The following is a 20,560-nucleotide window of genomic DNA, read 5'->3' as shown; positions in this document are numbered from 1 at the left end:
AAGGGGTGGAAGCATGAGTAAAGTATTTGAAAGCAAATTAGATCCTGTTACGTTTGAAGTATTGAAAAATGGGTTTGTGAACTTAGTTGACCAAATGTCCGAGCAAGTATTAAGAACTTGTTATTCTTTCGTTATTTACAACCGTGATTTCAGTTCCGCTTTATGTGATGCAGAAGGAAACACGGTCATGCAGGGAACACAGGACATTTCCGTGCACGTTGGTACGCTTCATTTAACAGCGAAAGCCGTTATTGAAGACTTCGGCGATGACATTCATCCAGGGGACGTCTTTATTGTCAATGATCCGTACCGCGGCGGAACACACTTTAACGATACACGTATCGTCCGTCCGGTATTTTATGGAGATAAATTAATTGCCTTTATGCAATTGAACGGCCACTGGGCAGATATGGGCGGTTCAGTACCAGGCTCCTTTGATGTAAATTCCAAAGACCACTACGGAGAAGGTATGCGGATTCCGCCGCTTCGCATTTGGAGCAAAGGCGAATATTTACACGATGTGGCTAACGTCCTTGTTTCCAACATGCGTGTACCAGAAGAACGCCTCGGTGACTTGCGTTCACAAGCAGAAGCAACAAAAACAGGCGAAACACAGCTGATTGCTCTCGTTGAAAAATATGGTTTAGACACTATATTAACTGCCTTTGCAGAAGTGCAGGATTATGTGGAACGCCTTGCACGGGCTAAGGTAGCTGCTCTTCCTGACGGTGAATGGGAAACAACGGATTATATTGATATGGACCCGGTAGTAGGTGATGGACTCATTCCTATTAAAGTCAAAATGACGATTAAAGGCGATGAAATCTTTTATGATTTAGCCGGATCACATGACTACATCGGCTGTTTCTTGAATTCAGCATTTGGTTCTTCCATGTCAGCTGCTTATGCCGGTACGAAAACATTTTTCCCAGATATTCCGTTAAACTCTGGTTTCTACCGTGTCGTGCACGTCGATTTGCCGGAAAACTCAGTCGTTAATGCTCCGTGGCCTGTAGCGGTAACGGGATTCTGTTCAGGTGTATATGAAAAAATTATGAATGCCTGCTTTGAGTTATGGTCCCACGTCATGCCGGAGCGCGCATTAGCCTGCTCATTTAACCTAGAGTATTTGTTAATCGGCGGCTGGGACAAGCGTCAAGGATATGACAACTACTTTATGTGGTACGACTGGATGGCTGGCGGACATGGGGGCCGTGACAAGCGAGACGGTGCAAACGCATTATCTCCAGTATTTGGTGTCGGACTCAGCATTCAGCCATGTGAAGGCCAGGAGCGTCTTTCTCCAGTTATTACAACGAAACATGAGATCGTAACCGATTCAGCAGGACCGGGGGAATTCCGCGGCGGATGTGGTGTAGAAAAAGGCGGAACGTTAACTGATGCTAACGAGACAGTCATGTCGTATTGCTGTGACCGCTCCCGCTCGGTCACATGGGGCATCTTTGGCGGTCTTCCATCAACGCCTCACGGTGCATGGTTAAACAAAGACGAGGAAGACGGCCAATTCTTGGGCACGATCTTCTCAAACGTGAAACTGAAAAAAGGCGACACGTTTACGAGGCCATCTGCCGGCGGCGGCGGTCTTGGCGATCCGCTGAAGCGTGATCCAAAAGCTGTACTTGAAGACGTGATCGATGAGTATGTTTCTATTGAACGTGCGAAAAAAGACTACGGTGTAGTGATTCGTGAGATTGATAGAGAAATTGATTTGTTTGAAATTGATGAGGAAGCAACGAAAGCGGAAAGACAATTCATCCGTGAATCACGTGTCGGCTGGCTGGAAGAAGACGTGGACAGCGTCCTTGCTAAATACCGAAGCGGCGAAGTGAATCAGCTTGATTTAATCCGCCGATACGGTGTGATCGTTGATATGGCAACAGGAGAAGCACTCACAAAAACAACAGAGCAAAATCGTGAAATGATGAAAAAACGCTCACTTGCTTATTGGGCATAAGACATACGAATAAGGGCCGGGACAGACCATTTTGAGTCTGTCCCGGCTTTTTTATCGTTGTTCACGGCAGGTGTCGGTTATGAAAAAGTGTATTGATGATGAAAAGAGAGATGCGCTATAGTGGGAAAAGAAGGGTTTTAATATTGGAGGTATGTAGGTTGTGAGACCGATTGTATTAGGTGTATTATCTTCTTTTTTCTTTGCTTCTACATTCGTATTAAACCGGCTCATGGAAGCGGAAGGAGGCAGCTGGATGTGGAGTGCTTCTTTACGCTACTTGTTCATGGTGCCGCTGCTCGGTGTGATCGTTGTCGGCCGTAAAGGCTGGCAGGGGCTGATGGCTGAAATGAAAAAAAATCCTTCGGCCTGGCTGCTTTGGAGCACAATAGGATTCGGTTTATTTTATGCGCCTATTTGTTTTGCTGCAGCGTATGGACCGGGGTGGCTGATTGCCGGTACGTGGCAAATAACGATTATTTCAGGCTCATTGCTCGCACCGCTTTTTTACGTGACGATTCAGACGACAAATGGTTTGCAGCGAGTGAGAGGGAACATTCCGTATAGAGGGCTTGCTATGTCCCTCATTATTCTTCTCGGTGTTGTTTTGATGCAGATTGAGCATGCCCGCCAGCTGTCGTTCCAGAGCGTGCTGCTGTGCGTCCTTCCGATCATTGTTGCTTCGTTTGCCTATCCGCTTGGCAACCGAAAAATGATGGAAGTGTGCTCTGATCAGCTGGATGCTTATCAGCGTGTACTTGGCATGACGCTGGCGAGCCTGCCGTTTTGGCTCATTTTATCAGGAGCGGCTGTTTACACAGCGGGCTGGCCGAGCAAAGGGCAAGTCGTCCAATCCGGGTTTGTCGCCTTGTTTTCCGGTGTGTTTGCCACGGTCTTGTTTTTTGCGGCAACAGACCTTGTAAGAGGCAGCATGCAAAAGTTAGGGGCAGTGGAAGCGACACAATCGATAGAAGTGCTGTTTGCGGTCGCAGGAGAAATGATTTTACTCGCTGCTCCTCTTCCAGCGCCGATTTCTATCGCTGGTATGATATTGATCGTGATTGGGATGGCGCTGCATAGTTACGTGTCCCGTGCGAAAATAACAAAAGGAGCTGTTTCGTAAGCGAAACAGCTCCTCTTTGTTATAATAAAAAGAAGTGAAAAAAGTTCTAGGGGTGAGAGAATGCGGAAATATTTGTTTTTAACCGGCCTGATCGTGTTGATGATCAGTCTGGCTGGCTGTAATAAACTGTCTTCACCGGAAGAGCGCTTAAATGAGTATACGAAACTGTGGAATGATCGGCAGTTTGAAAAAATGTACACGAACTATGTGGCTCCTTCTAGTAAAGAAAAGATAAAAAAGGAAGATTACGCGGATCGTTATCAAACGATTTATAATGATTTGGACGTGAAACATGTAAAAGTTACCCCGCTCGCGAAAGAAGAAAAAGATTGGAAGGATGCCCAAAAGGCCGTTCTTCCGATCAAAGTGGAAATGGATACACTCGCCGGCCCGATTTCTTTTGAAAAGAAAGTGATCTTAAAAAAGGAAGAAACCGATAAAGAAGAAGCATGGTTTATCGACTGGGACGTGTCTTACATTTTTCCAGAGATGCGCTTGGGTGATAAAATCCGAATCGAAACGATAGAAGGCAAGCGCGGCCAGATTGTTGACCGCAACGGCCGGTCATTGGCTGTGAATGGCCAGGGCTATTCAGCAGGTGTACAAGCTGGCAAGATCGACAACGATGCCGCCGCAAAAAGCAAATTGGCATCCCTGCTCGGTGTAACAACCGAGTTTATTGATAAACAGCTGCAGCAAAGCTGGGTGCAGCCTGGACATTTTGTGCCGTTGAAACAATTATCGGCTCATGATCAGGAGAAGCTGAAAGAACTGCAGAAGATCCCTGGATTTGCGGCAGAAAAGATCGCGATGCGTGAATATCCATATAAAGAAGCGCTTGCCCACTTAACCGGTTATATTGGAGACATTAACGGTGAAGAGTTAGAGAAATGGAAAGAAAAAGGATACACAGCTCAGGATAAAATAGGCAAGCGAGGGCTGGAGCAGCTGTTGGAAAAAGAACTTCGGGAAAAAGACGGCAAAAGAATCTATATTGCAAAAGAAAAAGGGGAGAGGGTGACGATTGCGGAAACGGCCCCGCAAAACGGAAAAGATATAAAAGTAGCGATTGATGCAGAATTGCAAAAATCGATCTACGAGCAGTTAAAAGGAAAGCCGGGTACTGCAGCCGCAGTTGATCCAAAAACGGGTGAAGTACTAGCGCTGGCAAGCTCTCCTGCCTTCGATCCGAATGAATTTGTGCTCGGTGTGTCTGCCAGCCGTTACGAGGAATTGGAAAACGATCCGGCAAAGCCGCTCTTAAACCGGTTTGCTGCTGCTTATTCACCCGGTTCTACGATCAAGCCGATTACCGCAGCGATTGCGTTAAAAGCTGGCACATTGGACCCGGCAAAGGAGCGGCCAATCAAGGGGCTGCATTGGCAAAAGGACGCGTCATGGGGGAGTTATTCAGTGACGCGGGTGAAAGATCCGGGAGAGCCGGTCAATTTGCAGGAAGCCTTCATGTATTCCGATAATATTTATTTTGCCCAGACGGCGGTGGAAGTTGGTAAAGATCAGATGACAGATGGGCTCAAAGCATTTGGCTATGGAGAGAAATTCCCATTTGCTTATCCTATTCGTGCTTCGCAAATTTCCAACAGCGGCACGCTGGATCGGGAAATTCTATTGAGTGACACTGGTTATGGACAAGGGGAAGTGCTCACAAGTATGCTTCATTTAGCTTCTGTTTACGGTGCTATCGTGAATGAAGGAACGATGATGAAGCCGCAGCTTTATGCCGGCGAAAAGCCACAAGTATGGAAACAGGACCTCCTTACCAAAGAGTCGGCCAGCTTGTTAAAAGAAGACTTGCGGCTCGTTGTCCAAAAAGGAACGGCAAAAGAAGCTGATGTACCTGGTCTTGCGCTTGCCGGTAAAACTGGAACGGCTGAATTGAAAGAGGAGAAAGGAACAAAAGGAAAAGAAAATGGCCTCTTTGTTGCTTATGACCAGCAGCATCCAGCCTTTTTGCTGGCACTGATGATGGAAGGTGTCGAAGGAGAGGGAGGAAGCAAAGCAGCCATTAGCGTAAGTAAACAAATTTTTCTAAAATGGAAGGAAAAACACCAATAAAATAAAAAAGCCGCCGAAAAGACAAATATTCACGTTTTTTTCGGCGGCTTTTTCAAATTCAAGCAGGTGATCTTTATTTCATAGAGAAATAGATGTATAAAGAAGTCTTACCTTGTAGAAAAAGTCTATTTAACTCCCTCAATATGAAAGAATAAGAGGGTCTTTATACATAAATGAAAAAAGAATTCTTCTTGGAAATGAAGGTGTTTGCGATGAAAAAAACTTTATTTACGTTGTCAACTGCTGCTGTTTTTTCTGCAGGAACGGCTGTTGTCGTCGAGGCATCCGAGCAGCATACGGTGAAACATGGTGAAACGCTATATAGTATTGCCCAACAATATCATACAGATGTCACTACACTGAAGAGCTTGAATGATTTAGGCAGTGACGAGCTGAAGGTGAATCAAGTTTTAACAGTGACTCAAAGCGTTGTTAAGACATCTGCTCCTGCTTCCCCATCTAGCGAAACGCACATTGTTCAGACGGGAGAGACGCTTTATTCAATTGCTAAGCATTATCAAATAGGAGAAGAAGAACTGAATCAGCTGAATGGCTTGAAGGACTCGTCTATTTATGCAGGGCAAAAGCTGAAAGTAAGCGGTCAGCCGCCGGCAGCGGCAGAGAAACAGCCCGCTGTTCAGCACCCGCTTCCAGCGGCGGAATCCCACACGAAAGCGGCTAAACCTGCTTTACCGGCACCCGTCAAGCAAATGTCTGTGACGGGAACATACATCGTTCAAAGCGGAGATACGCTGGGCGCCATTGCAAAAGCGTATGGAATGGACGTCGCCGAGCTGCAACAGCTCAACGCATTGAAGAACTATACGGTCTATGCAGGGCAGAAACTGAAGGTAAGCGGCAAGCCGTCCTCTGCGAATCAACAGCCGACAACGAACACTAGAGCTGTTGCATCAGGAACGTACACGGTGAAAAGCGGAGACTCATTAGGTGCCATTGCTAAAGCGTACAATATAAGCGTTTCCCAGCTGCAGCAATTAAATGGTTTGAACTCTTATCTTATTTATGCGGGGCAAACATTAAAAGTGAGCGGCAAGCCATCGACTGCCTCACCGGCTCCGGTTCAGGCGAAGCCATCAGCCCCGGCAGAGACACCGTCCTCATCGGGCATATACATAGTGAAAAGCGGGGATTCGCTTAGTCTGATTGCGAAAAACCATAAAATGAGCGTCGCCGACCTAAAGCGGTTAAACCAATTAACGTCAGACGCCATTTACGTCGGCCAAAAGCTGAAAGTAAGCGGCCAGTCGTCGCCTACAGCTCCTTCTGCGCCGCCGAAACCATCAGCCCCGACAGATACATCATCCTCATCAGGAGTATATATAGTAAAAAGCGGGGATTCGCTTAGTCTGATTGCAAAAAAACACAAAATGAGCGTCGCTGAGCTGAAGCAATTAAATAAATTAACGTCGGATGCTATTTACGTCGGGCAAAAGCTGAAAGTAAGCGGTCAGCCATCGTCAGCTGCACCGTCTACACCGCCGAAGCCATCTACACCATCCGAGCCGCCGTCCTCATCGGGCATATATATAGTAAAAAGCGGAGACTCGCTTAGTGCCATTGCCAAAAAACATAAAATGAGCGTCGCCGAGCTAAAGCAATTAAATAAATTAGCGTCAGATGCTATTTTTGTCGGGCAAAAGCTGAAAGTAACAAATGAAGGGACAGGCAACAGCGGGGCACCGTCGAATAAGCCAGTCGTGTCCAACCCATCTTTTTCCGTCTCTGGTTTAATTGGAGAAGCAAAAAAGCATCTCAACACTCCGTATGTGTGGGGAGGAGTCGAGCCATCGGGCTTTGACTGCAGCGGCTTCATCTATTATGTCTTTAATAAAGCAGGGAAAAACATTCCAAGGGTAAGTACAGAAGGTTACTACAGCCGCTCTTACTACGTTGATAAACCGCAGGCAGGGGATCTTGTCTTTTTTGCCAATACATATAAAAAAGGAATCTCTCATATGGGCATTTACATCGGAGGCAACCAATTTATTCAAGCCAGCAGTTCGCAGGGTATTACAATTACAAGCCTAGACAATTCATATTTCAAACAACGGTTTGATAGTTTTAAACGATTCTACTAAAGAATAAGAAAGAGGCGGGAATCTCCCGCCTCTTTCTTATTCTTTCAACTCTTTCACCAGCTGCTCCACATCTTCTAGATGCTCATCGATCGTTTCGCTCGTTACGTACACACCGAATGGACTGTTTTTTACGGTTGGTCCTTGCAAGATCCGTTTGGCGATTTTGTCTCCCACGTGAGGATAGAAATGGTGGCCGTCAAAGTAGTTGTCTAGGTCGAGTGTGACTTCATTTGGATACATGAAGTTGTAGACACCGCCAAACACGTCTGTCACATCGCGCAGCCATCGTTCGTAGTCATCCAGCTGTCCTTCCTCAATCATCGTCTGAAACAGCTTAGTTGAGATTGGTGTCGTAAAAATAATAAACTCAACATCTGGGTGCCGCTTTTTGAAAATCGTTAAATACTCTTTGTATCTAGGGTTGTATTGATAGTTTTTTCCGTAAAACTCATCCCGGAACCGTTCAATTTTTTCTTCTGTATTTGCCAGCCGCTCAGCTGCATCCGTTTGTTTAGCGTGCGCAACGTTGTAGCGGTTATAGACACGAAGTTCACTCACTTCATTGTTTTTTGACATTTGAAAGTTCTTCAATGAATATCTAAAAATATCTAACGAAATTAAGTTTCTTGCGCGATAAAAAGGCTGCTGCACTTTTGCCTCGTAGTTTTTCAATGAAACCGCCTGTTCGCTTTCTTGAATGCTGGACTTGAAAAAATCGATGCCGATAATGGCGCGTTTGACTTTTTGTTGATTGTTCTCCTCGGCAAACTGCAAAAAGGTGTCATATTCACGAATCGACATGTTATTCACGGCATAATTGAATGCTTTCATTCCTTTGAAAGCATTCTGATTCACATAGGTTGTCCGGCTGCTGCCAAGAATGATTGTGTCGTAAGAGAAGTCTTGAAAATAAATTCGATTCGTTTTTTGTTCTCGTTCATCCACGGCCAGTTGATGGTCGTTGTATCGATGGTTAAGATCATATGTCCAATAAGGATCTATATAAAAGTTAAAGGCGGCCATTCCACTTAAGATCACAATGACCGGAAGAAAGAAAATCACGATAAATAGCTTTGATTGTCTCATTACGATCCACCCTAAAAGTTAAAGTAAAGAAAAGCTGTCACTTGCTGCAGCTGCATCACAGAATAAAGAAAAAGAATAGCGGCATACAAAGCAACTGTCTTTTTAGGTTTAAATTCGTCTCTCCATTCGATGGAGTTTTTCGTAAACAGAATGATTAGGAATCCGCCGATCATATACAATAATACTTCTAAAAATGGGCTGCCTAAGTTAAAGTTAAACAGTACCGGACTGCCGAGCGGGATATGTAAGGATTCAATCACTTCTTTTGGTAAATAAAAACCGTTCATTCCAGCCATGCTCTTTAACACATGGATGGCGGTTTGGAAGTCGGGAGCACGGAAGAACACCCATGACACATTAACAAAGTTGAAGGTGATAAACCAAGCAATCGGCTTGTTCAGGGCATGTCCCGCTTTTTTCCATGCGCGGGCTATGACACTTGCTGCGCCGTGCATCATTCCCCAGACGATGAAAGTCCAGCCGGCTCCATGCCAAAAGCCGCTGATGAAGAAAATAATCAATATATTGATATACGTCCTAGCCGGCCCTTTCCGGCTGCCGCCAAGAGGGATATAAATATATTGAGTTAAAAAGATATTGAGAGTAATATGCCATCTTCTCCAAAAATCTTGAATATCTACCGCTTTATACGGAGATAAGAAGTTTTTCGGAAGACGGATGTTAAACAACAACCCGGCGCCAATGGCCATATCTGAGTAGCCGCTGAAATCAAAATAAAGCTGAAACGTATAAGCCAGCGCTGTCATCCAGCCGTCTACAAACGTAAGGCTGTCTGCCATCGCGTATCCTTTATTGGCCCAAATCGCGAATGAGTCGGCAACCGCTACTTTTTTAAACAAACCGATGCTGAATATAAGCAGCCCGAGTGCGAAATTGTGCGGGTTCAGCCGGCGATTTTCTTGTTGCCGGAACTGTTTCATCACCTGGCTGTGGTGAACGATCGGCCCGGCAATTAACTGCGGGAAAAATGTGACGAACAAAGAGTAGTCTAAAAAACTGTACCCTTTCGTTTCCTGACGATAGGAATCTACTAAATAACCAATTTGCTGAAATGTATAAAAAGAAATCGCTAAAGGCAACAGCAAGTTTTTTAACATAATAGACTCATGGAATAAAAAATTAATGTTTTCTACAAAAAAATCATAGTATTTAAAGTAGCCGAGCAGGCTGACGTTAAAGACTACACCGATCGTTAAGATCAGCTTTCTTTTAGAAAGGAAAGACTCCTTGCCGAGTGCTGTGCCAATGAGAAAGTTTACAATAAGCGAAGCGAAAATTAAGGGCAAATAGCTCGGGTTCCACCAGCCGTAAAAAAATAAAGAACCTCCGAGAAGCCAAGCTTTAGCCAGCGTGAAATTCCAGTGATTCAACAAGAAGTAACCGAGCAAAACAATCGGAAGAAATAAAAAAATAAATTCAAATGAATTAAAAATCAAGCTGATCTCCTCCACAAACCATCCGAAAATAACGGCGAACTAATCATACTATAATCAATACTCGAACACAATGAAGCGGATTTCCCTGCACTTAAGATATTATATCCATTAGATGAAAATATTTCTTGTTAAAATACGGAGATATGGTAAAATGAAAGTATAGTTTTCTGTTTTGTAATTTGATAATAATGAAGTGGCAACGGTTGGATGGCCCGAAAGCACCTGTTTTTATGAACAGGTGCTTTTTCTTTTTGTAAAAAACACCCAAAAAGGTCTGGGTATTTTGATATAATTGAAATAGTTTAGCAGATAGAGAGGAGTTATACCTATTGTATAAGAACAAAACAGGACCGTTTCTTTTCATATTCGTCCTGCTGCTGGCTTTTCCGGTGGAAAGTTCAGCAAAAACAACGGCGTTAAGCAATGGAGTTAACTGGAAGAACGTGTACACGAAAGTGAACGGAACCTATCAATCCATTGACATCATGGGGATTGATTTAACGAAGAGGGGGCATAGTATTTCTTATTATTTGCCTGCACCATATTATCGCCTGGATCGGGTATCCGCACTGTCTAATCGTAAAATGCCGGCCGGACAGAGGCAGCTGGGAGCGATCAATGCTTCATTTTTCCACTTTGCTTCGAAGGAACCAGCTTATCTGCTTGCTAAAGACAATAAACTGGATAACCTTGGTGCAGTGTCAAATAAACACACCGACTACATGTACGTGCCGGCAGCGTTTGGTGTTATGCGAAATGGCGCAGCCGTGATTGACCGTTTTCAATTACGAATCACGGCTAGTTTTGAAGAAACGGCTTTGCCGATGACAGGATACAATGAGTCGCGTGAAAAGGATGAATTGATTCTGTATACGAGAAGCATGAAATTTAACCATACGAGGACGAATCCATATGGCTATGAAGTCACTGTCAGCGGGCTTGATCAGCCGCTTGACCCAGGAGCCGAGTTTGGCAGGGAAGTGACCGGAAAAGTGTCAGCTATCAGAAAGTATGGAGAACGATCAAGTTCTGCTATTCCGAAAAATGGATTTGTCTTGTCGGCACACGGGGAGAAAACAGAACTTGTGAAACAATTGAGGCTAGGTGACTCCGTTTCTTTAACCATTGATTTAGATGAGAAATGGAAAGACAGCCGCTTCATGCTCGCGAGCGGACCGCTGCTCGTGCAAAAAGGAAAAGTAAATATGACGATGGCAGAAACGAGTCCAAATGCAAAATCAAGAGCACCACGATCAGCTGTTATGGTCGATCAATCCGGAAGAAAAGTGTATTTTGTTACCGTTGACGGCCGCCAAAAAGGCCGTCCAGGAATGACACTGAAAGAATTCGCTCAGTATTTACAAAGTGTTGGAGGCTATCAAGCATTGAACCTAGACGGAGGAGGTTCAACGACGATGGCGGGACGGGCAATCGGCTCAAGCAAATCAAAAGTGCTGAACCGGCCTTCGGATGGACGTGAGCGGGCGGTTTCCGCTATTTTAGAAGTGTTTCAAAGTAAATAAATAGAAATAAAATGAAAAATCCAGCAGGAATTGTATACTGCTGGATTTTTCATCTTAAAATTCTTATAAACTAGCAAATTAGTTGTTTTTCACTTGTACACTCCAGCTTGAAAGATCTGGATGTTCGGCTTTTAAAAGTTCTTTCGGGAAAATAAAGGACCACGGCTTCGTTGTGTTGGCCTTTATTTCTAAGCTCCCAATGTTAAACTGCCCTTCCGCTATGATTTCTTTCTGGCTATCGAGTACTTGCAATGGAAGCTTCTCAATGTTGATGTTGCGGGTATAGCCGTTACGGATCAAAATCGTGACATGAAATTTGCCGTCTTCCGCTGCTTTTGCCTGCAGCCCAGTGAAATTTAATTCATTTTTGCCAGGAGCACCAAGCTGTTTGACGAGCTGCTGCAGTTTTTCTTTTTCTTCGGCTGGCAAGGATTCTTCCCATGAATCAGCTAAATCCAATTGATGTTCTTTGGATGTTAAATCAAAGGCGAGCGTCCAATTTTCTTTGCCCAGCTCTACTTGTTGTTCAACAGAAGCTGCTGGAAAAATGAATGTCCATGGCCGGCTGCTTTTGGCAGGGATTTCTCCCACTTCGGCTAGATTAAAGTCGTGTCTTGCTTTGACTTGGTTTTCCTCATTGATTAACAAGAGGGAGACGTCACCTAATTGGATGCCTTTATCGACGGAATTACGGACGAAGGCAGAAACAGCGAGCCCCTCTGGCTGTTCATCCCATTCAATGCCTGATAGGGACAGCTGATTTGCTTTTAAAGGCGACAGTTCATTGTTTAGAAAGCGCAGAACGTACATTTGCTCTTTTGGGATGTTGGCCGACGGATGAAGGGAAAGTTCTGTTTCTACTTCTTCCGCTGATTCGGCTGTTTCGCCGTCTGTTAATTCGCTTGAAGCAATAGCACTTTCACGGCCGTCGTTTTTCAATTGATTTATATCGTTTTTTTTCTTTTTAAAAAATGAGAACATCATAATATCTCCTTAGTATTTAATTCTTTGACGATCTGTCCAAATTGAGCGGCGATCTCTTTTTGGAGCTGATGATGCATGTCTGTAAACAGCTGCAGCCCTTCGCGTGCATAAATTCTCATCGGGTCTTCCTGCTGATAATAGCGGAGGCCGATTCCTTCTTTCAAGCGGGTCATATTTTCTAAATGCTCCACCCAGAGGCGATCGATGACAGAAAGAATGATTCGTTTAATGTATTCATCCCATTCTGGCTGATACTCCGCTGTCAGTTCCTCAACATAAGCGGAAACAGCCTGCTGAACAATGGCATCGATTTCTTTTCTTCCCATGGCTTCTTCAGGCAGATGCACAGGGCGGCCGCCGAGAAGAGCGCTGATATTTCCGGCAAGCTGGTCGACCAGCCATTCATCTGGAGACTCGTCTTCGGGACATAAACGATCAATCTCATCGTGCACCGCTTCTTGCAGCATAGCAAGGAATCGGTCGAAATGTTTGTCGGAGTCAACCGCTTTATTACGAAGGCTAAAAATAATTCCGCGCTGCTCGTTAATGACGTCATCGAGCTTTAAGTTGTATTCTCTCATGGAGAAGTTAGCCCCTTCGACAATACGCTGGACACGATCAACGAATTCCTGCATTTTTTTATTTGTTACGATTCCGTGTTCATCTGTTTGCAGCTTCTTTGCGAGCTTTTCCAGCTCCTCTTTGGCGAAGCGGCGGAACATCGTGTCTTCCAGTGAAATGAAGAACTGGCTGGCTCCCGGATCTCCCTGCCGTCCGGAGCGGCCTTTCAGCTGATTATCCACCCGGCGGCTCTCATGCCGTTCTGTGCCTAACACGAAGAGTCCGCCAAGTTCCGCCACGCCATCTCCTAACAGAATATCTGTTCCGCGGCCCGCCATATTGGTCGCAATGGTAATATGATTTCTTTGACCTGATCTGGAAATTAACTCAACTTCTTGTTCCACACTTTTTGCATTCAGCAGTTCAAAGGATAGGCCAGCTTCTTGGAAATGTTTCGCGATTTTTTCGGATTGCAGAATGGAAGTTGTACCAACGAGAACCGGCTGGCCCGTTGTGTGTCGTTTTTTTACTTCTTCTGTTACAGCATTATATTTAGCTTCTTCCGTAGCGTAAATGTTGTCTGGCATATCTACGCGCTGTTTTGGTCGATTCGTTGGAATTTGGATGACTTGCATGTTATATACTTGCTGGAATTCTTTCTCTTCTGTTTTCGCTGTACCGGTCATCCCTGAAAGGTGAGGATACATGCGGAAATAATTTTGAATCGTGATGGAGGCTTGTGTTTTATTTTCATCTGTAATTTCTAGCTTTTCCTTCGCTTCAAGGGCTTGGTGCAGACCATCACTTAATGTTCGTCCTTCCATCGTCCGGCCAGTGAACATATCAACAAGCAGAATTTTGCCGTCTTTTACGATGTAATCAACGTCGCGCTCAAACATGACATGGGCGCGTACAGCTTGGATCATGTAGTGGTAGAGCGTTTGATGTTCCAGTTCATATAGATTGTCGATTCCAAAGGCTTTTTCCACTTTTTCAATGCCCTGCTCAGTTAAGCTGACCGCTTTTGTTTCGTCATCCATATGATAATCTTCATCTTTCACGAAGCGGCTGGCAACGCGGGCGCCGATGACGTGAAGATCGGCGCTTGCAGGCATTTTGCCGGCAATGATGAGCGGTGTTTTTGCTTCATCAATTAAGACGCTGTCCACTTCGTCAATGATGGCAAAATGATATGGACGCTGAACGCGCTGGCTCGGATGCCACACCATGTTGTCGCGCAGATAATCAAAGCCGAACTCGGTGCCGACGCCATATGTAATATCAGCCTGGTAAGCTTTTTGTTTTTGCTCAGGGTCCATAAGCGGCAAATTAAGGCCGACTGTCAGTCCTAGAAATTCATGAAGAGGACCGATGATTTCCCGGTCACGGCTTGCCAGGTAGTCGTTCACTGTAATGACGTGTACGCCTTTTCCTTCTAAAGCCCGCAAATAGCTTGGCAAAGAAGCGACGAGTGTTTTTCCTTCTCCAGTGGCCATTTCAGCAATATTCGCTTCTGTCAGCACGAGACCGCCGATCAGCTGCACATCATAGTGTCGCATGCCAAGTACGCGTTTAGACGCTTCCCGTACAACTGCAAAAGCTTCTGCCTTAATATCATCAATGGTTTCGCCGTTTGCCAGTCTTTCTTTAAACGTGTCAGTCATTTGGGTTAATTCTTCATCTGACAGCTTTTCAAAACCGGCTTCCAGCTCATTGATTTGGTTGACTATTTTATAATATTTTTTCAAACGCTGATCGTTCGAGTCACTCAGCTTTTTAAAAAACGAAATCATGTATTTTTACGCTCCCTTGGAGAAATTTCAAACTAAATAAGGTTTATAAAAGGCAAATCATTATTTTATTTTATCAAAAGAAGAATCGAATGACTAATATATGTGGGAGATTGTCAAAATAAAGAAAAAAATGGTGTGAATGCAACGGGAAACGGGTAGTTGAAAAGTCAGAAGAAAGAGAAAATGGAAAAGTTATGGTCTTTTTATATGTTTTCTATGGAAGTTATTTTGAATTGCCATTATAATGTTGAAAGGAATTTCATTTATGAGAGAACATAAAAATAAGCGGATGAAAGCCGTTTAATAGATCAAGCTTTTCTGGATCACTTGTTTGTTTATATTTGAAGGAGGTACTCCATGGTTTCCCTTGCTTTTGTGATTTGTATGTTAGCATCGCTTGCCATCACACCTCTTGTTAAGAAGCTGGCGGTTGCTGTTGGTGCGGTCGATAAACCGAATTACCGTAAAGTCCACGAAAGCATTATGCCCCGCATGGGAGGGCTGGCTATCTTTATCAGCTTTATGCTCGGCCTGCTCGTGCTGCAGCCGCAGTCTCCCTTTAACTTAGCGATCGTTATCGGCGGCGTGATCATTATTGTCACAGGTGTACTCGACGACCGATTTGAATTATCAGCAAAAGTGAAGCTTGGCGGACAGCTGCTGGCGGCTCTTGTCGTTGTACTGTATGGCGGCATCAAAATGGAATTTATTACATTGCCATTTGGCGGCGTAATGGAATTTGGCTTTCTTAGTATTCCACTGACGATCATTTGGATTGTTGGAATTACAAATGCGATTAACCTGATTGACGGCCTAGATGGGCTTGCAGCGGGAGTGTCGTCCATTGCTTTATTGACAATCAGTTTGATGGCCTATATGAAGGGCGATATATATGTAATGAGTATGGCGCTGCTCGTTTTAGGCAGTACGCTCGGTTTTTTACATTACAACTTTCACCCGGCTAAAATTTTCATGGGAGATACGGGTGCATTGTTTCTAGGGTATATCATTGCCGTGCTTTCTCTGCTTGGATTTAAAAACGTTACAGTTATTTCGTTAATTATTCCAGTTATTATTCTCGGTGTGCCGATTTCTGATACACTCTTTGCGATCATTAGAAGAAAGGTGAATAAGCAGCCTTTATCGGCTCCAGATAAGTCGCATCTTCATCATTGTCTGCTGCGCAGGGGATATACACACAAACAAACCGTGTTCCTCATTTATGCGATTGCCTCCATGTTCGGACTGGCGGCCATTATTTTTTCGATGGCTACGATCTGGGGAGCATTTATCATTATCGCCGTACTAGTCATCGCTATCGAGTTGTTCGTTGAAAGCATTGGCCTTGTCAGCGTCAACTATAAACCGCTCCTTAACTTCATGCGCATTCGTATCAAAAAAGAATTAAATAGATGAAAAAAAGCTGCCTGTTCACTTGGCAGCTTTTTTTCATCTATTTAGAGGAGAGGCAGCCTAAAAAAGCGCTGCTCAAGAAGTTTCTTGTTTTTTCCGCTAATTGAGTGGCCATTTATGCGAAATATTAAAAGAGCAGTCTAATACCAATCATTGGCCGACTGGTTAGACCGCTCTTTTCTCAATGGATTAATCCAGCCCAAGGTGCCGGGAGAGTTTGCGTTTCACGACTTCAAGTTCTTCGTCGTCGAGGCGATAAATGTAAGCGCCGTTGGACATTTTATCATCTTCGCCTTTTAATGTAATCGTTTCAAATTCCATGCTTCCTGATTTGCTGTAATTAATTAACGATTTCATATCGCTGAATGTCATGTTGGTTCTCATGTTTGAGCCGACAGCTTCCAGAATTTCATCATACTTTGTAATGGAGTTGAGAGAAGTTGCCTTTTTGACAATCGTCTGTAATAGCTCCTGCTGGCGTTTTCCACGCTCAATGTCGCTGTCATAATGTCTCGTCCGTGCCAAGGCTAATGCTTCTTCGCCATTTAAATGCTGAAGGCCGGGCTCCAGCTGAATGGCATTATGCTGATCATTTGAATCCTTTTCAGACAATTTATACGGAACATCAAACTTAATGCCGCCTAATGCGTCTACAACGTCCATAAATGCGTAGAAATTCATGCGGACATAATAATCAACGGGAATGTCCAACAACTCTTCTACGGTATCGATCGTCGCTTTTGGCCCGCCGAAGGCATGCGCGTGGTTAATTTTTGTTTTATAGTCAACTGCAGGAATATACGCATAAGAATCGCGTGGAATACTAAGTAATTTAATGGATTTATCTTTGACATTTAAAGTAGCCAGCATCAAAGCGTCCGAGCGTGTCTTATCTTCTTTCGTACGTACATCGCTTTCATCAATTCCGATAAACAAAATGGAAATATTGTCTTTCAGGGGATGAACTTTCGCATCCCGTAAAGCCGACTTTGTGCGGCCGTCATCCATATAAGAACCGGTGAAAATGGTTTCTGCTTTTTTATATAAAAATGCACCGTAGCCGGCAGCTGTAAATGTGAGAAACACAATAGGCAATAAGATGAAAAACGCGATGCGCCGCTTGCGTCTCTGCCTTTTTCGTCTTTGCATACGCTGTCTATCTGATGACATATAATTTATCTCCTTCAACGAATGATGCGGCAAGGATCAACTAGTCAAATAGTTGGGTTTTCCAAGGACCAACCTTCATTTTACTATGAAATACACTAAGCGTAAATTTAATTTTTCGAGTATATTCAAAAAAATTTACGATGATTTGACAATGTTCTCCTTGTACAGAAGAGCGCCTTCTTTTATAACAGCTTGTCCATTTGTCAACTCTGTCATCCAAGCCGCAAAGGCATCCTTTTGGTTTTCTTCAACAAATGTCTCCACCATTACATTCTCCAGGTAATGAATGTCTTTGAGTTCATAAACAGAAGAGCGCAGTTCATTCTCTACTTTACCGAGCCACGTATAGTCAATAACGGTTTCCATGATTTGCATGAGCCGGCGTTCGACCACTTGTGCTGCGTTGATTCCTTCCGAAGCGGACTTTCCGTAGGCACGAATTAAACCGCCCGTCCCAAGCTTAATTCCTCCAAAATAGCGGGTAACGACAATGACCGTGTCTTTTAAATCTCGCTTTTTTAATACTTCAAGGATAGGCAAGCCAGCTGTTCCGCTCGGCTCACCGTCATCGTTCGCTTTCTGGATATGATTCTTTTCGCCGATCATATAGGCGGAGCAATTATGGGTAGCGTTCCAGTTTTTTTTCTTAATATCATGAATGAATTGTTGAGCTTCTTCCTCTGTTTCGACACGGTTCACGTAAGCAATAAAACGGGATTTCTGAATGGTAATTTCTTCTTCACCATAGCCTTTGACGGTATAATAATGAGGCAGCATGATTGATTCCTCCAATAAATAATTTAAACATTACAGACTGTGGACAGGTGGTTTCACCTAGCCTGGATATGACTAAAATCTGAAATAATAGGTTTAATTCGCGTGAAATTGGGTACTAATCATTCTTATGATATACAAAAACAAAGGAAGAGCAAAGCGAGAAGGCAGACAAAGTCTAATTAAATACTCCCAGTCTGATTGAAAACGTTTGCCTTTCGAGGTGCGAAACTTGCTGAGGAGCGCCGCAGGCAGGCGGACAATGAAGAAAGCAGGCATTGTCAATAAGCGATATAGTCCTTTGTGCACATAAAGAAATCTTTTTAACGCAATAGTAATTAAACTTTAATGTATGGGAAATTTAGTCGTGATATAATGAGTGCATCCTCAATATTGTGTGTTTGCTGGGGAATTGAGGTGGGATAGTACATACGATCTCTTAAAGCGCGGGGCAATGTACGAAACTTAGGTCGTTATGACCTAAAGAGAAAGCGCTGTTTTTATTTTTAAGGGTCTTTAGAAGGGATTTTACGTAAGATTCTATCCTCATATAGTTATACAGATCACAAAAAGGTAAAATAGGGATATCGAGGAAGGGATAACCTGATGGCTGCTAAAAACACGAGTACATCACTTTTAGATACAATTTTAAAGAAAATGATTGTAACGGTAGATCAAAGCAAGGGAGAATTATTCGCCATTGCTGAACAAAGCAGACAAGACTATGAAGACCTACTCGGTGAACTTGAGCAAGTACGTACTGAAGTACATGCGTTAATTGACGAGCAGGATGATTTAGAAAACAAAGTCAGGCTGGCAAGAAATCGTCTGTCGAAAGTGAGCAAGAATTTTCATACATATTCTGAAGAAGCGATTCGTGAGACATATGAAAAGGCTCATGACCTGCAAATGAAGCTGCTCGTTTCGAGGCAAAAAGAAAAGCAGCTTGTTGACAAAAGAAATGACTTGGAACGGCGTTTGTCTGTCGTTGAGTCTACGATCGAGCGGGCGGAACACCTCGTTTCCCAAGTATCCGTTGTTTTGAATTATTTGACACAAGATATGAAGCAAATTGGTGAGGCATTAGAAGATGCCTGTTTGAAGCAGGAATTTGGTCTGCAGATTATGGAAGCTCAGGAAGAGGAGCGAAAGCGGTTATCTCGTGAAATACATGATGGTCCGGCGCAGATGATGGCTAATGTACTGCTCAGGTCTGATTTAATTGAACGATTGTACAGAGAGAGAGGCGTGGAAGAAGCGTTCAAAGAAATCCGCAGCCTCAAACAAATGGTTCGCTCGGCTCTGTATGAAGTCCGTCGGATTATTTATGACTTGCGCCCAATGGCTCTTGACGATCTCGGTCTTGTTCCGACGTTAAAAAAATATTTACTAACGATAGAAGAGCACGTTCAATCATTGAAAAAAACAACGAAGATTCACTTTAAAAATATGGGGAGTGAAAGGCGGCTCCCATCGAAACTGGAAGTTGCCTTATTCCGTTTGATTCAGGAATCCGTACAAAATGCACTGAAACATTCAGAAGCAACCGAAATTGCAGTCAAGTTAGAAATAAAAGAACATCAAGTACTAGTCGTTATTAAAGATAATGGCCGTGGATTTGATGTAAGAGAGAAAAAAACAAGTTCATTTGGCATCATGGGGATGAAGGAACGCCTTGAATTACTGGAGGGAGACCTATCCATTCACTCAAAGCCAGATGAAGGAACGCTCGTTGTGATCCGCGTTCCTATTGTAGAGTAGAGGTTGAATTAAGGGAGGAAGAATCCAATGACAACGAAAATCGTTATTATTGATGATCATCAATTATTCCGTGAAGGGGTTAAGCGAATTTTAGAATTTGAAGAATCATTTGAAGTGTTAGCTGAAGGGGATGACGGCAAAGAAGCTGTTGGGCTGATCGAGACGTACCATCCTGATGTCGTGTTAATGGATATTAACATGCCGGAAGTGAATGGAGTGGAAGCGACACGCGGACTTGTAGAAAAGTTTCCAGATACGAAAGTGATCATCCTTTCCATTCACGATGATGAAAATTACGTCACACATGCCTTGAAATCTGGGGCGATGGGCTATCTATTAAAAGAAATGGATGCAGACGCACTCATCGAAGCAGTGAAAGTTGTGTCTGACGGCGGCTCTTATTTGCATCCGCGCGTGACGCATAACTTGATTTCTGATTATCGCCGCCTTGCTAATGATGAAGGTAAAGGAAAAGGTTTCCAGCAAACAGAAGTGCGCCGTCCGCTGCATTTGCTTACGCGCCGTGAATGTGAAGTACTTCAGCTGCTTGCAGATGGAAAAAGCAACCGTGCGATTGGCGAAGCATTGTATATAAGTGAAAAAACAGTGAAAAACCACGTCAGCAATATTTTACAAAAAATGAACGTGAACGACCGGACACAAGCAGTCGTCACTGCGATTAAAAAAGGCTGGGTGGAAGTGCGATAATTTTTTAGCGGCAGGTTTCGTACCTGCCGCTTTTTGCGGAGTGGAGCTGATTTGCCTGTA

The 20,560-nt window shown here is 43.8% G+C and carries 14 protein-coding genes; 8 read left to right on the top strand and 6 right to left on the bottom strand.

Annotation, left to right across the window (positions count from 1 at the left end):
* The first annotated feature begins 13 nt into the window (after nucleotides 1–13).
* The 4 genes from QYG89_RS11995 (at nucleotide 14) to QYG89_RS11980 (ending at nucleotide 7,270) form a co-directional block, all read left to right on the top strand.
* Nucleotides 14–1,975 (top strand): hydantoinase B/oxoprolinase family protein, encoded by a 1,962-nt coding sequence (locus QYG89_RS11995; RefSeq protein WP_404317624.1) that lies wholly within the window; start codon nucleotides 14–16, stop codon nucleotides 1,973–1,975.
* A gap of 160 nt (nucleotides 1,976–2,135) precedes the next feature.
* On the top strand, nucleotides 2,136–3,095 hold the full coding sequence (locus QYG89_RS11990) for a DMT family transporter (protein WP_404317623.1): 960 nt from the start codon (nucleotides 2,136–2,138) through the stop codon (nucleotides 3,093–3,095).
* Between the two features lie 60 nt (nucleotides 3,096–3,155).
* On the top strand, nucleotides 3,156–5,171 hold the full coding sequence (locus QYG89_RS11985; protein WP_404317621.1) for a penicillin-binding transpeptidase domain-containing protein: 2,016 nt from the start codon (nucleotides 3,156–3,158) through the stop codon (nucleotides 5,169–5,171).
* Between the two features lie 212 nt (nucleotides 5,172–5,383).
* Nucleotides 5,384–7,270, top strand: a complete 1,887-nt coding sequence (locus tag QYG89_RS11980) for a C40 family peptidase (RefSeq protein WP_404317619.1) — start codon at nucleotides 5,384–5,386, stop codon at nucleotides 7,268–7,270.
* 36 nt (nucleotides 7,271–7,306) lie between these two features.
* Here QYG89_RS11980 and QYG89_RS11975 read toward each other — a convergent pair whose 3' ends face one another.
* Together QYG89_RS11975 and QYG89_RS11970 are read right to left on the bottom strand one after the other, a co-directional pair.
* Nucleotides 7,307–8,356: a hypothetical protein gene (locus QYG89_RS11975; RefSeq protein ID WP_404317617.1), complete on the bottom strand. Its 1,050-nt coding sequence runs from the start codon at nucleotides 8,354–8,356 to the stop codon at nucleotides 7,307–7,309.
* Nucleotides 8,357–8,367: 11 nt separating this feature from the next.
* Nucleotides 8,368–9,813 carry an MBOAT family O-acyltransferase gene (locus QYG89_RS11970; protein WP_404317615.1) on the bottom strand — a complete coding sequence of 482 codons (1,446 nt, stop codon included), beginning with the start codon at nucleotides 9,811–9,813 and terminating at the stop codon, nucleotides 8,368–8,370.
* 329 nt (nucleotides 9,814–10,142) lie between these two features.
* Here QYG89_RS11970 and QYG89_RS11965 point away from each other — a divergent pair, with 329 nt between their 5' ends.
* Nucleotides 10,143–11,336: a phosphodiester glycosidase family protein gene (locus QYG89_RS11965; RefSeq protein ID WP_404317613.1), complete on the top strand. Its 1,194-nt coding sequence runs from the start codon at nucleotides 10,143–10,145 to the stop codon at nucleotides 11,334–11,336.
* Between the two features lie 78 nt (nucleotides 11,337–11,414).
* Here the strand turns inward: QYG89_RS11965 and QYG89_RS11960 are convergent, their stop codons facing one another.
* Nucleotides 11,415–12,320, bottom strand: coding sequence for an accessory Sec system S-layer assembly protein (locus QYG89_RS11960; RefSeq protein ID WP_404317611.1), 906 nt, complete (start codon nucleotides 12,318–12,320; stop codon nucleotides 11,415–11,417).
* The gene (gene secA2 / locus QYG89_RS11955; RefSeq protein ID WP_404317609.1) at nucleotides 12,317–14,674 is read right to left on the bottom strand and encodes an accessory Sec system translocase SecA2; all 2,358 of its coding nucleotides are present in this window, start codon (nucleotides 14,672–14,674) and stop codon (nucleotides 12,317–12,319) included. Before secA2 ends, QYG89_RS11960 begins: the two co-directional genes overlap by 4 nt.
* A 357-nt stretch (nucleotides 14,675–15,031) precedes the next feature.
* Between secA2 and QYG89_RS11950 the strand changes: the two genes are divergently transcribed.
* Nucleotides 15,032–16,090 (top strand): glycosyltransferase family 4 protein, encoded by a 1,059-nt coding sequence (locus tag QYG89_RS11950; protein WP_404317607.1) that lies wholly within the window; start codon nucleotides 15,032–15,034, stop codon nucleotides 16,088–16,090.
* 186 nt (nucleotides 16,091–16,276) lie between these two features.
* Here the strand turns inward: QYG89_RS11950 and QYG89_RS11945 are convergent, their stop codons facing one another.
* Together QYG89_RS11945 and QYG89_RS11940 are read right to left on the bottom strand one after the other, a co-directional pair.
* Nucleotides 16,277–17,257 carry an LCP family protein gene (locus QYG89_RS11945; protein WP_404317605.1) on the bottom strand — a complete coding sequence of 327 codons (981 nt, stop codon included), beginning with the start codon at nucleotides 17,255–17,257 and terminating at the stop codon, nucleotides 16,277–16,279.
* Between the two features lie 135 nt (nucleotides 17,258–17,392).
* Nucleotides 17,393–18,034, bottom strand: coding sequence for a YigZ family protein (locus QYG89_RS11940; RefSeq protein ID WP_404317603.1), 642 nt, complete (start codon nucleotides 18,032–18,034; stop codon nucleotides 17,393–17,395).
* A gap of 603 nt (nucleotides 18,035–18,637) precedes the next feature.
* Here QYG89_RS11940 and QYG89_RS11935 point away from each other — a divergent pair.
* Complete coding sequence (locus QYG89_RS11935; protein ID WP_404317602.1) at nucleotides 18,638–19,792, top strand: sensor histidine kinase; 1,155 nt, start codon at nucleotides 18,638–18,640, stop codon at nucleotides 19,790–19,792.
* Between the two features lie 27 nt (nucleotides 19,793–19,819).
* Nucleotides 19,820–20,500 (top strand): response regulator, encoded by a 681-nt coding sequence (locus QYG89_RS11930; RefSeq protein ID WP_404317600.1) that lies wholly within the window; start codon nucleotides 19,820–19,822, stop codon nucleotides 20,498–20,500.
* Nucleotides 20,501–20,560: the final 60 nt, after the last annotated feature.

Origin of the sequence: Bacillus lumedeiriae, from assembly GCF_044891285.1 — a bacterium.
Taxonomy (GTDB): Bacteria; Bacillota; Bacilli; order Bacillales; family Domibacillaceae; genus Pseudobacillus; species Pseudobacillus lumedeiriae.
Note: the sequence above shows the minus strand (reverse complement) of the source record. Positions and strands in the feature narration are given on the sequence as shown.

Bases quoted from the DNA above. Each gene is read 5' to 3' on its own strand.
- QYG89_RS11995 (WP_404317624.1), top strand. From the start codon at position 14: ATGAGTAAAGTATTTGAAAGCAAATTAGATCCTGTTACGTTTGAAGTA.
- QYG89_RS11985 (WP_404317621.1), top strand. From the start codon at position 3,156: ATGCGGAAATATTTGTTTTTAACCGGCCTGATCGTGTTGATGATCAGT.
- QYG89_RS11980 (WP_404317619.1), top strand. From the start codon at position 5,384: ATGAAAAAAACTTTATTTACGTTGTCAACTGCTGCTGTTTTTTCTGCA.
- QYG89_RS11975 (WP_404317617.1), bottom strand. From the start codon at position 8,356: ATGAGACAATCAAAGCTATTTATCGTGATTTTCTTTCTTCCGGTCATT.
- QYG89_RS11960 (WP_404317611.1), bottom strand. From the start codon at position 12,320: ATGATGTTCTCATTTTTTAAAAAGAAAAAAAACGATATAAATCAATTG.
- secA2 (WP_404317609.1), bottom strand. From the start codon at position 14,674: ATGATTTCGTTTTTTAAAAAGCTGAGTGACTCGAACGATCAGCGTTTG.
- QYG89_RS11950 (WP_404317607.1), top strand. From the start codon at position 15,032: ATGGTTTCCCTTGCTTTTGTGATTTGTATGTTAGCATCGCTTGCCATC.
- QYG89_RS11945 (WP_404317605.1), bottom strand. From the start codon at position 17,257: ATGTCATCAGATAGACAGCGTATGCAAAGACGAAAAAGGCAGAGACGC.
- QYG89_RS11940 (WP_404317603.1), bottom strand. From the start codon at position 18,034: ATGCTGCCTCATTATTATACCGTCAAAGGCTATGGTGAAGAAGAAATT.
- QYG89_RS11935 (WP_404317602.1), top strand. From the start codon at position 18,638: ATGGCTGCTAAAAACACGAGTACATCACTTTTAGATACAATTTTAAAG.
- QYG89_RS11930 (WP_404317600.1), top strand. From the start codon at position 19,820: ATGACAACGAAAATCGTTATTATTGATGATCATCAATTATTCCGTGAA.